Below are 11,307 nucleotides of genomic sequence, written 5' to 3'. Positions count from 1 at the left end.
ATCCCGCGGGATGGCCCTTCTGCATTCTGAATCACTCTGACGAGTGGTTATGCCGCCACTCTGCGCATCCCCATATGGGGGATATCATCTTCGAGATAGCCTTCCCCTTCCGCCACAAAACCGTGCTGGCCGTAGAAGCCCTGCAGATGAGCCTGCGCCCCCAGCCAAATGCTGTGGGTCGGCCAGCGCGCCTCGCACGCCTTGACCGCCTCGCCGATCAGCTTATGACCGAGACCGCCGCCGCGCGCCTTGGGTGAGGTCACCACCCGACCGATGGCGGCACCGCTCTCATCGCCGATGCCGGGCGCCATGATCCGCGCATAGGCGGCCAGCAGCTCGCCCTGATAGCCGAGCAGGTGCCAGACCCCGTCGCGGCGATCGAGCCCGTCCAGATCCTGAAAGGGGCAGGTCTGCTCCACCACGAACACCTCGGCCCGCAGCGCCAGCAACTCATACAACTCGTCTGTGGTCAGTTCAGACCAGGGTTTCAGGATCCAGTTCATCGGCAACTCCTTATCAGTTCGGCCTGCCAGCATAATCGTGGCGCCAGCGCCCTGCATTAACCTTTGTTAAGTTCTTTCAGTCGCTTGCGAATGCGGCTCAGGCTGATGGGAGTAATGCCGAGATAGGCGGCAATCTGGTGGTCGGGCACTCTGGCATCGAGTGCGGGAAAGCTGTCGAGAAAGTGCTGATAGCGCGCCTGCGGGCTGCCGGTCAACAGTAACTGCTCCTTCTCCTCCTTGATGCGCAGCTGCACCTCCAACAGGTGCTGGTACCAGCGCGGCCAGCCGGGCAGCTGGCGCAGGTCAGCCAGACTGAACAACTGCAGACGACAGGGCTCCAGCGCCTCCACACTGTAGCGGGCCGGCTCGCCACTGAGCAGGTGGTGAAAGTCGAGAAACTCGTCCCCCTCCCAATAGAACTCCTTGATGTACTCGCGGCCATCCTCCAGCACCAGCTTGGCCCGCAGCAGCCCCTGCTCCACCCTGACCAGCAGATCCGGGCTGTCACCGGCATGCCAGAGGCAGCTTTTCGGGCTGAGGGTCAGCGGGCGGGCAAAAGAGAGGAGGCGCGCGGCCTCCTCTTTATCTGCGACCTGCGCCCAATCGAAGGGGGGTCTGTCAGTCAGCATGATTAACCGCGACGCTGACGCACGGCTTCAAACAGGCAGACACCGGTTGCTACCGAGACGTTGAGGCTGGATACCGCCCCCGCCATCGGGATGCTCACCAGCTCGTCGCAGTGCTCGCGGGTCAGACGGCGCATGCCTTTACCTTCAGCCCCCATCACCAGCGCCATCGGGCCGGTCAGTTTGGCCTGATAGAGGTCGTGATCGGCCTCGCCAGCGGTGCCGACGATCCAGACGCCGCGCTCCTGCAGCTCGCGCAGGGTGCGGGCCAGGTTGGTGACCTGAATAAGCGGCACCACTTCGGCCGCGCCACAGGCGACCTTGCGCACGATCGGGGTGAGACCCGTGGCCTTGTCCCGCGGCACGATGACCGCATGAGCCCCGGCAGCATCGGCACTGCGCAGGCAGGCGCCGAGGTTATGCGGGTCAGTCACGCCATCCAGCACCAGCAGGAAGGGCTGGCGCTCTTGTGCCGCCAACTCGTCCAGCAGACTGGCCAGATCGTGCTCGGCCAGCTTCGGCGCCTCTTTCACCCGGGCCATGATGCCCTGGTGATTGTTGCCTTCCGCTTTGTCATCAAGGGTCTTGCGGTTCACGCTCTGCACGCGCAAGCCGAGGGACTCCAGCTCAGCCAGCAGGGGTTGCAGCCGGTCGTCATCCCGCCCTTTCAGCGCCCATACCTCGATGAAACGCTCCGGGGTACGCTCCAGCAGCGCGGTGACAGCGTGAATGCCGTAGATCAGTTCAGTACTCATTTAGTGCTCTTGGCCTTATCGCGAGCCTTTTTGCTCGGTCGTCTGTTGCTGGGTTTGGCGCGGCCACCCTTGTCGGATTTGCCGTGATCCTTGCCCTCTTTACGTTTTTCGTGGCGCTGGGCGCTCTTGGCCTTCTCTTTCTTGATCTCGGCCTGCTTGCGCGCCATCTCTTTGGCGTTCTTGCCGGTGGCCTTGAGCGGCTCTTCCACCATCACGAAGTCGATCTTGCGATCATCCAGATTCACGCCCATCACCTTGACCCGCACCTTGTCACCCAGACGGTAGCGACGGCGGAAGTTCTCGCCAATCAGCTGCATGTGCAGGGGATCAAACTGGTAGTAGTCGTTGGTGAGGGTGCTGACGTGCACCAGACCGTCGATGTGGATCTCCGCCAGACGCACGAAGAAGCCAAAGCCGGTGACGCTGGCGATAACGCCGTCAAACTCGTCACCCACGTGATCCAGCATGTACTCGCACTTGAGCCAGTCGGCCACGTCGCGGGTCGCATCGTCGGCACGGCGCTCGGTCATGGAGCAGTGCTCGCCCATCGGGTCCACTTCTTCCAGCTGGTAGTGATAACCACCGCTCGGGGTCCACTTGTGGCGCAGGTTGCCCTGCTGCTCCTTGGCAGTCTGGTACTTGATCGCCCGGTGCAGGATCAGGTCGGGATAGCGACGGATTGGCGAGGTGAAGTGCGCGTAGGACTTCAGTGCCAGACCGAAGTGACCGATGTTGTCAGCCTGATAGATGGCCTGACGCATGGAGCGCAGCAGCATGGTGGAGAGCAGCTCCGCATCCGGGCGTCCCTCAAACTTGGCGGCCAGCTCGGCAAAGTCTTTCGGCTCGGGCTCGAGTCCGCCCTTGAGCTCCAGACCCAGTTCGGCCAGGAAGTCACGGAAACCGGTCAGACGCTCTTCGCCCGGACGGTCGTGTACCCGGAACAGGGCAAAGGCTTCGTTCTTCTCGATGTAACGGGCAGCAGCCACGTTCGCCTGGATCATGCACTCTTCGATGATCTTGTGGGCATCGTTGCGCACCAGCGGCACGATGCGGTCGATCTTGCGCTGGGCGTTGAAGATGAAGCGGGTCTCCTCGCTCTCGAACTCCACCGCACCGCGCTGGTGACGGGCATGCTTGAGCGCCTTGTAGAGGTTGTTGAGCTCCTCGATATGGCCCACCAGCGGATCGTACTGCTGACGCAGCTTGGGATCCCCGTCGAGGATCGCCGCCACCTTGGTGTAGGTCAAACGGGCATGAGAGTTCATTACCGCTTCGTAGAACTTGTAGCCGGACATGCGGCCAGCGGCGGAGATGGTCATCTCGCACACCATGCAGAGACGGTCAACTTGCGGGTTGAGCGAGCAGAGGCCGTTGGAGAGAACCTCCGGCAGCATGGGCACCACGAACTCGGGGAAGTAGACGGAGTTGCCGCGCTGATACGCTTCGGCATCCAGCGCCGTGCCGGGCTTCACGTAAGCGGAGACGTCAGCAATGGCAACCCACAGGCGCCAGCCACCACCACGCTTGGCTTCACAGAAGACGGCGTCATCGAAGTCACGGGCATCTTCGCCGTCGATGGTGACCAGCGGCAGGGCGCGCAGGTCGATGCGGCCCTCTTTGGCTTTCTCCGGCACCTGTTCGCCGAGACCGGCAACCTCTTTGGTCACCTCTTCCGGCCAGGAGTGCGGGATACCGTGGGTACGCAGGGCAATTTCGATCTCCATGCCCGGCGCCATGTTCTCGCCCAGCACTTCCAGTACGGTGCCGACGGCATTGATGCGGGAAGTGGCGCGCTGATTGATGCGCACAACCACGACCTGGCTCTGACGAGCCCCTTTGTTTTCCCCTTCCGGGATGATGATGTCCTGGCCGATACGGCTGTCATCCGGCACCACGAAACCAACGCCATTCTCGACGAAGTAACGGCCGACAATGTCTGCCTCACGGGACTTGAGCAGGCGCACCAGACGCGCTTCCTGACGACCCTTGCGGTCAATCTCGGTCGGCTGCACCAGCACGTAATCGCCATGCATCAGGCGTTGCATCTCTCGGTTATTCAGATACAGATCCGGACCACCACCTTCCGGACGCAGAAAACCGAAGCCATCCTTGTGGCCGATTACATAACCTTTGACCAGATTCAGGCGATCCGGCAGGGCATAACATTGGTTGCGAGTGAATACCAGTTGTCCATCACGCTCCATGGCGCGCAGACGACGACGCAAGGCTTCCAACGGCTCTTCATCTTTCAGCTTGAGGACCTTGGCCAACTCTTCACGGGACATGGGCTTTTCATGGCCCTTGATGAGTTCCAGGATCAACTCGCGACTGGCGATGGGGTTATCGTATTTTTCGGCCTCGCGTTCGAGGAAAGGATCTTTTTGAGACATAAGCAGGCCTTAGGGTAGGTGGTAACGGTGCCATTATATCGGAGGGGGGGGCGAATGGCATCCATCGGCTGCCTTTTGGCCAATCTCTCTGTCATACTATCTTCAGTTCGCTGGCATGATGAGACACAGAACTCATGAGTAAGGACACATTTGCCCAATCCGCCGCCTATCTCAAACAGGCGGTCCCTTTGATGATCAAGTACCAGATCCCCACGACGCCGGACAATTACCACCTGTGGTACAACTATGTCTCGGCCAGCATGCCCGAGCTCAACCAGGCGATTGATCAGGCAGTCAAAATGCAGGGAACCTGCTCGCTCACGACCTGCGAGCGGCTCTATCACCAGTATCTGGCCGCTCAGGACGAGAAGCAGATGGAGGCGATGAAACTGAGCCTAGCCGCCATGGCCAACGAGCTCGGCCACTCCATGCAGGACGCCATCTCCGATACCGGCATGTTTCAGGAGATGCTCGACAAGAGTTTTGACAAGCTCAGCCGCATTGATGACGAGGGCTTCAGCCTGGAAGACACCATGGGGATCCTGCGGGAGCTGGTGCGCGAATCACGGGACGTGCGCATGTCCACCATGCACTTTCGCAACCAGCTCAGCAATGCGGAGAAAGAGATCAAAGAGCTGCGGGCCGCGCTCAACGAGACACGCAAACTGGCCAACGAGGATGCCCTCACCAACCTGCTCAACCGCCGCGCCTTCGATCTGGAGCTGGAGGGGTTGATCCGCAGCCAGCACCCCTTCTCGCTGATCCTCGCCGATATCGATCGCTTCAAGAACTTCAACGACGAATATGGTCACCTGCTCGGTGATCAGGTGCTGCGCGCCTTCAGCAAACGGCTGCGCGATGCCTGCAAGGAGGGGGTCACCGCCTATCGGCTGGGTGGGGAGGAGTTCGCCATGCTGGTCCCTCATCGCTCGCTGGCGCTGGCCAGACAGATGGCGGAAAGCATGCGCCGCGCTATCGAGCGGATGTCGATTCTGGATCGCAAATCGGGCCGCCGCATCGACCACATCACAGCCTCGTTTGGCGTGGGCGAGTTCAACGGTCAGGAGAGCGCAGACTGTCTGGTCGAACGTACCGACAAGCTGCTCTACAAGGCCAAGGAGCTGGGGCGCAACCGGGTGATGCCACTCCCTTCCTGATTTAGTCCCTTGTCAGACCGCAATTCCAATGTAAAAAGCCAGTCAGATCAACTGACTGGCTTTTTGGTCTCTCTTGCTCCAACAGGGGCTGTTCATTCCAGCCCCAGTGGAACTCTGCTCAGTGTGAAGGATTACTCCTGCACCTCGCTGACACCTTCGACTTTCACATCAACACGGCGATCCGGAGCCAGGCAGACGATCAGCTCACGCTTGGACTTGCTGACGCAGCTGTCGCCGGTAACCGGTGAGGATTTACCACGCCCTTCCACATTGATCTTGGCGGCCGGGATCCCTTTACCAACCAGATAGTTGGCAACGGTCTGGGCACGCTGTTCGGAAAGCTTCTGGTTGTAGGCATCGGAACCGATACGGTCGGTGTGACCAATTACGGTTGCCACGCCATCTTTGGGTCGTGCTTCTTCAATCTGGCTATAGAGGCTATCCAGTGCCTGACTGGCCTCTGGCTTGAGAGTCGCCTTGTTGAAGTCAAACAGCACATCGGAGCTCAGGGTGAACTGCTTCTCAACCATCACAGGTGCGGGAGCAGGTTCCGGAGCCGGGGCGGGCGCCACAGGGGCAACCTGACCAAAGCGATAGACTGCGCCCACAGAGAGCAGGCCATTGTCCATACGCAACCCGGTATTGTTTCGACTGCCGTAGGGGGTAGTGTATTGATATTCAAGACGGGCAGCCCAATCACGATTGAAGGCATACTCTGCACCCAGCGCGCTGACAAAGTTGAACCGGCCATCACCCCCTTTCAGGTCACTGTTCGCGGCCGCATAACCACCACCGATGCGTCCGTACAAGTCGAGGCTATCAGTTACAGGGAAGCCCAGCTTCAATGATAAATGAATAAGTTGGGCCTGAACTTCATCTTGAAACGCTGCGCCCGTGGCTGAGCGGGCATCATATTTGTACTTACCCAGATAATCGTAGCCATACTCGATGCCCAAGTTCTTGTTAAGCTGATAGCCGGCAAATACACCAGCCCCAAGAGCATCATTGGTCTCATTGCCGAGGGTAAAGCTGTTGCTTTCATCAATGCCGTAGAAGTTGGACCAACCCAGTTTGGCACCGCCATACCAGGTGTTGTCTTGACCGGCAGCCTGGGCATTGGCCGCCAGCAAGCCGGTAACCAGCAAGGTAATCAATGATTTTTTCATGTTTGAGCCTCTGCAACTTTATGTAGGAGGAGGTTAATTGATATCACCTCGTCTTATAGGTGCAACCACCCAAAAGCGATCGCAGCATATCAACGTTAGCCTATTTTCAAGTCACTGATATCAATTAACAAAAAACACTCTAACGCAACCACGTTACAAAAACAGCAACAAACGTTTGTTATTTGAACTGAATGTGGCGCAAAAAGACGCACTGATGAGGATAGATAGGAGAAAAAGGGCCAGCAACATGCTGGCCCGAAGCGATATCAGTGACGAACAAACTCGTAGTGCTGATCGATAAAGTCAGCAACACGCTGGCTCAGTACCTTGTGCACCGTCTTGGTCGGATGCACCTGATCCCAGAACATATGCTCATCGCAGTTGAGAGTCGCTGCTCGCCCTTTTGCCTGCCCGCTCACCACCGCCTGCGCCAGGATCGGGTTACCGGCAATAGCCACTCTTTCGGAGACACTCAAAGCCGGGGTCGCAGCCACCTCGGCGGCGCTGCCGGAGAACGGCTTCCACGTATAGCCGCCACCGTAGCAAGCGTGTTCTGTGTCACTCAGCCCGAACAGCTGGGGATCGCGCATCATCTCATCAAACTGCTTGTCCACTTCGAACAGCTTCACGATGCCAAGGGGAGCCAGCTCTCGAGTGAGGTTCTGCAACTTCTGGTTGTGGTAACTGGCCACATGGCGCACCTTCTCCACTACCTTCATGCTGCGGGCTGACGGGGTCTGCCCCAGATCAGGAATGTTGAACAGCAGGATCTGCTGCGCGCCGTTGAGCACCAACCGGTTGGATGCCAGCCGGATGGTATCGATCACCCGATCCGCATCCCGCTCGGTGTTCCAGCCATAGGCCAGATAGTCGTTGGCACCGACCCAGATCACCACCAGATCATCGGGGCGGAACTTGTCCTTTTTCAGGAACTGATCGATCTCGTAATCGAGATTGTTGATCACCTGATATTTGGGATCCCAGGACCAGAAACCGAGCCAGCCATTCAGAGCCCCCAGATGGTTATAGGCCACCGCGGTCGCACCGCCTTCCGCCTCGTTGGCTACGACCAGACCGGGGAAACGCTCGTCACCCAACTGCTCCAGCCACACCGGGCCGTTGCTGAAGCGCCCGTTGAAGTAGGGTGGGCTGGAGGGGAGATACCCCCGCATCTTTTTGTACATCTTGCCGGTGTCGGAGAGGCTGTCCCCAAACATCACAACCCGGGAAAAAGGTTGGCGTCCCTCTGCCGCTTGCGCGGTCAATGCCATTAACCCCAATAAACAAACAAGCCATTTTTTCATATTGTTATGCTCTTCGATTAAGCAGGTGAGACCTGCGGACTTCTCCTCGAGTGGCGACAGGCATGGGAAGAGTCTGCAGCCACTGACTTCTGGTGAAGGCGACAGATTACAGTTCCAGATGAAATCACACATGTTCCGCCACCGATGAAATCGCTTGCGCTCACAAAACAGACAATCACACCAGCCTATTTCTTTCACACTTGTTTCACGCCCCCCCCGGCACAATGCTCCCATACCAACGACAGGAGTATGAAATGAACAAGGCAAGCGCAAGCGTAATCGGACTGTTGACCCTGATGTCTGTTTCCTCTTTTGCCATGGCGGCCTATACCGGCCCGCAAGAGCAGAACAAGGTTTCCGTTGCTCAACTGAAAGATCTGGCAGATGACAGCTGGGCCACCCTGGAAGGGAAACTGGTCAAGCACCTGGGCGGCGAGAACTATCTGTTCCGTGATGCCAGCGGTGAAGTGGAGGTCGAAGTGGATCAGGATGTGTGGCGTGGCACCGAAGTGGGCCCGGATGATCAGATCCGTATCCGTGGTGAAGTGGACCACAGCTGGAACAAGACCGAAGTGGAAGTCAAAACCCTGGAGAAAGTGGGCGCTGCCCCGCAGACCAAGGGCGGCTTTATTGCCAAATAAGGCCACTTCAACGACGAACTGGCCAGACGTTAAAAGGGCGCTTGATATCAAGCGCCCTTTTGCATGGTTAACCCAGCGTCACCGCTTAACCGGCCCGACTTGCAAAGGCTCTCTTGAACCCCTTCTCGGCCTGATTGACCTTGTAGAGGTAACGGCGCGCCTCCTCTTTGGGATGTTGCTCGGTCAACACCTGATAGACCGCCTCGGGGGAGAGCCGGTTGATCCGGCCCGGCGCCGCCTTGCGATCGCTGGAGAAGGTATTGAGTACCCCGCCCGCACCACCGTTATAGGCGGAGATCACCGCATAGCGACGGGAGCGCGGATCCTCGATATCCGCCAGATAGACGGTCTGCAACAGGTGGAGATAGGCGGTACCAACATCGATGTTGTAGGCCGGGTTGAACAGCTCCTCCCGGGTCGGCTGGCCGTTCTTGCCCTTGACCCGAACATAGACGTCACGACCGGCAGTGGCCGGGATCACCTGCATCAGGCCATAAGCGTTGGCATGGCTCACCGCATAGGGGTTGAAGCTGCTCTCGGTCTTGATCACCGCATAGATCAGGCTCTCCGGCACGCCGTATTTGCGCGACGCTTCCCGGATGATCCCCGCATACTTGTAGCCCCGTCGATCTTCATGGTTGGCCACCATGGGAATATCGACGAAGAAGATGGTGCGAATCCCCAAAGTGCGCTTCTTCATCGCCGTGTTGAGCAGGTAATCGGCATAACGCTCGGCGCGCCAGGAGGCGCGGATTGGCTGGCGCTGATTGTCCAGCACCTGACCGTAGAGGAAGGGCTCGCCGCCGGTCAGAATTTCCCGGTCGGAGTAAAGATCCACTTCGGCCGGATCGTCCGGGGTCAGCAGGGTCTCGATGATGGCGCGACGCAGGTGAGCGCGGGGATCGATGCCCGAGACGGTCTCTACCATGATGTGGCCGCTGGAGAAGTCGATGTGGGCCCGGCTCTTGTACTGATCCGTGTATTTGACGTAGTCAAACTTGCCCGCAAACAGCGCCTCCCGCCCCCATATCTCGTTCACGTTATGGGAGAGCGCGCTGATCATGTGTTCAAAACCGCGGATGTCCTTGCCGTTGACCAGATCGTCATCCTCACTCCCGCTGGGCTTGGGGGAGGATGAGCAGGCACAGAGAAACAGCAGGGTGCACAGCAGCCAAAAAATTCGGCCCATAGGATCCTCAAACCGGGCAGCAGAGCTGCCCATCATTCATTTGCTGCGACTTCATGAGCGGTCACGCCAGTGTGGCGCCATTCCCGCACCTGTTCACACGTACAACAGCCGAAGAGCTTACTGGGCAGGCGGGGTGTAACCTTCGATCTGCACTTCACCTGCATCGAACAGGTAGCTGACCATCTCTTTTTCCAGCAGTTGGCGATGCTCAAGATTCATCATGTTGAGCTTTTTCTCGTTGATCAGCATCACCTGCTTCTTCTGCCACTCGGCCCAGGCTTCCTTGCTGATGTTGTCAAAAATCCGCTTGCCGAGCTCACCGGGATAGAGTTGGAAATCCAGACCCGGGCCCTCTTTTTTCAGGCGTTGGCAAAATACAGTACGGCTCATGTTGACCTCTATGGTTGTAACTCTGGATAGGCGAGGAGACGGGCCGTGGCGGCCGCCAGCCCCACCTCGGCAGGATGGCGTAAGTTATACCAGAGTCGGTTATCTGCTTCCATGAGCCGCAGCGGCTGCGCCTCATCAATGTCAATCAGCAGCGGCAGAATATCGAGATGGAAGTGGCTGAAGGTATGGCGAAAACCGGCCAGTTCCCGATAACCGTGATGGCTCAGGCCGAGGGATGCCAGCAGACCATCCACCTCCGCCAGCGAAGCCACCTGCGGGAAGCAGTAGAGCCCGCCCCAGATCCCCTGTGGCGGCCGCTTCTCCAGCAATAACTCGTCACCATGGCGGATCAACAACATGACGCCATCGCGGGCCGGAATGCTCTTCTTGGGCTTGCTGTTGGGATAAGCGGTAGGCTTGCCTTGCGACAGCCCCTGGCAATCGGCCCGCACCGGACAGCGATCACAGGCAGGCTTGCTGCGGGTGCAGATAGTGGCCCCGATATCCATCATTGCCTGATTGTATTGCGCCACACCCAGCTTGGGAGTGAGCCGGATGGCGATCTCCCACAGCTCGTTCTCCACCTGTTTTTGGCCGGGCCAGCCCGGCAGCGCCAGCCAGCGGGTAAGTACCCGCTTCACGTTGCCATCAAGGATGGCGTGGGGCTGACCCAGAGAGAGCGACAACACGGCCCCGGCGGTAGAACGACCAATCCCCGGCAGCGCCATCACCTCGTCAAAGCGCTCGGGAAAGAGACCATGGTGATGATCGCGGATCTGCTGGGCCGCCTTGTGCAGGTTGCGGGCCCGGGCGTAGTAGCCAAGCCCGGTCCAGTGGTGCAGCACCTCGTCGACAGGGGCATCGGCCAGCGCCACTACATCGGGGAAGCGCGCCATAAAACGCTGGTAATAGGGGATGACTGTGGCGACCTGGGTCTGCTGCAGCATGATCTCCGAGACCCAGACCCGGTAAGGGGTCTTCTCCTGCTGCCAGGGCAAGGTTTTGCGGCCATGAAGCTCGTACCACTCCAGAACCCGGCTTGCGAAGGTTGATTGATTCACGTTGTTCTCATGTCGTTGATATAAGGGGAACTCTGCGGTTCCTTCGGCTCATCTGGCCTGAGCGGGCATAAAGTCATCCCGCAGCACAGCACCAGCTGTCTGGTGCGGCAGCGTAAGGCCTCGCC

The 11,307-nt window shown here is 58.8% G+C and carries 11 protein-coding genes; 2 read left to right on the top strand and 9 right to left on the bottom strand.

What is annotated here, in order from left to right; genetic code table 11:
* Positions 1–47: 47 nt before the first annotated feature.
* From AB5Y86_RS11890 to rnr, 4 genes are read right to left on the bottom strand one after another with little or no spacing between them, the layout of a single operon-like run.
* Positions 48–503, bottom strand: a complete 456-nt coding sequence (locus tag AB5Y86_RS11890) for a GNAT family N-acetyltransferase (RefSeq protein WP_042052447.1) — start codon at positions 501–503, stop codon at positions 48–50.
* Between the two features lie 56 nt (positions 504–559).
* Positions 560–1,132: a Crp/Fnr family transcriptional regulator gene (locus AB5Y86_RS11885; protein WP_108612042.1), complete on the bottom strand. Its 573-nt coding sequence runs from the start codon at positions 1,130–1,132 to the stop codon at positions 560–562.
* 2 nt (positions 1,133–1,134) lie between these two features.
* Complete coding sequence (gene rlmB, locus AB5Y86_RS11880) at positions 1,135–1,884, bottom strand: 23S rRNA (guanosine(2251)-2'-O)-methyltransferase RlmB (RefSeq protein ID WP_204420269.1); 750 nt, start codon at positions 1,882–1,884, stop codon at positions 1,135–1,137.
* Entirely contained in the window at positions 1,881–4,274 is a 2,394-nt protein-coding gene (gene rnr / locus AB5Y86_RS11875) for a ribonuclease R (RefSeq protein WP_368192922.1), read from the bottom strand. The genes rlmB and rnr overlap by 4 nt, the downstream gene beginning before the upstream one ends.
* A gap of 134 nt (positions 4,275–4,408) precedes the next feature.
* Here rnr and AB5Y86_RS11870 point away from each other — a divergent pair, with 134 nt between their 5' ends.
* Positions 4,409–5,431 (top strand): GGDEF domain-containing protein, encoded by a 1,023-nt coding sequence (locus AB5Y86_RS11870; RefSeq protein WP_019445736.1) that lies wholly within the window; start codon positions 4,409–4,411, stop codon positions 5,429–5,431.
* A gap of 131 nt (positions 5,432–5,562) precedes the next feature.
* On the opposite strand, the gene ompA is transcribed toward AB5Y86_RS11870, so the two are convergent.
* Both ompA and AB5Y86_RS11860 read right to left on the bottom strand, forming a co-directional pair.
* Positions 5,563–6,597 carry a porin OmpA gene (gene ompA, locus AB5Y86_RS11865; protein WP_124928502.1) on the bottom strand — a complete coding sequence of 345 codons (1,035 nt, stop codon included), beginning with the start codon at positions 6,595–6,597 and terminating at the stop codon, positions 5,563–5,565.
* Positions 6,598–6,863: 266 nt separating this feature from the next.
* Complete coding sequence (locus AB5Y86_RS11860) at positions 6,864–7,901, bottom strand: SGNH/GDSL hydrolase family protein (RefSeq protein WP_047434505.1); 1,038 nt, start codon at positions 7,899–7,901, stop codon at positions 6,864–6,866.
* A gap of 254 nt (positions 7,902–8,155) precedes the next feature.
* Between AB5Y86_RS11860 and AB5Y86_RS11855 the strand changes: the two genes are divergently transcribed.
* Positions 8,156–8,542 carry a YgiW/YdeI family stress tolerance OB fold protein gene (locus AB5Y86_RS11855; protein ID WP_005335826.1) on the top strand — a complete coding sequence of 129 codons (387 nt, stop codon included), beginning with the start codon at positions 8,156–8,158 and terminating at the stop codon, positions 8,540–8,542.
* A gap of 85 nt (positions 8,543–8,627) precedes the next feature.
* On the opposite strand, the gene mltC is transcribed toward AB5Y86_RS11855, so the two are convergent.
* From mltC to mutY, 3 genes are all read right to left on the bottom strand, one after another.
* Positions 8,628–9,731: a membrane-bound lytic murein transglycosylase MltC gene (gene mltC / locus AB5Y86_RS11850; RefSeq protein WP_335830659.1), complete on the bottom strand. Its 1,104-nt coding sequence runs from the start codon at positions 9,729–9,731 to the stop codon at positions 8,628–8,630.
* Between the two features lie 117 nt (positions 9,732–9,848).
* On the bottom strand, positions 9,849–10,121 hold the full coding sequence (locus AB5Y86_RS11845) for an oxidative damage protection protein (RefSeq protein ID WP_005335828.1): 273 nt from the start codon (positions 10,119–10,121) through the stop codon (positions 9,849–9,851).
* 8 nt (positions 10,122–10,129) lie between these two features.
* Positions 10,130–11,182 carry an A/G-specific adenine glycosylase gene (gene mutY / locus AB5Y86_RS11840; RefSeq protein WP_101529682.1) on the bottom strand — a complete coding sequence of 351 codons (1,053 nt, stop codon included), beginning with the start codon at positions 11,180–11,182 and terminating at the stop codon, positions 10,130–10,132.
* Between the last annotated feature and the right edge of the window lie 125 nt (positions 11,183–11,307).

Source organism: Aeromonas sp. s8 (assembly GCF_040907785.1).
Classification (GTDB): Bacteria; Pseudomonadota; Gammaproteobacteria; order Enterobacterales; family Aeromonadaceae; genus Aeromonas; species Aeromonas veronii.
This window is presented reverse-complemented; position numbering and strand designations above follow the sequence as displayed.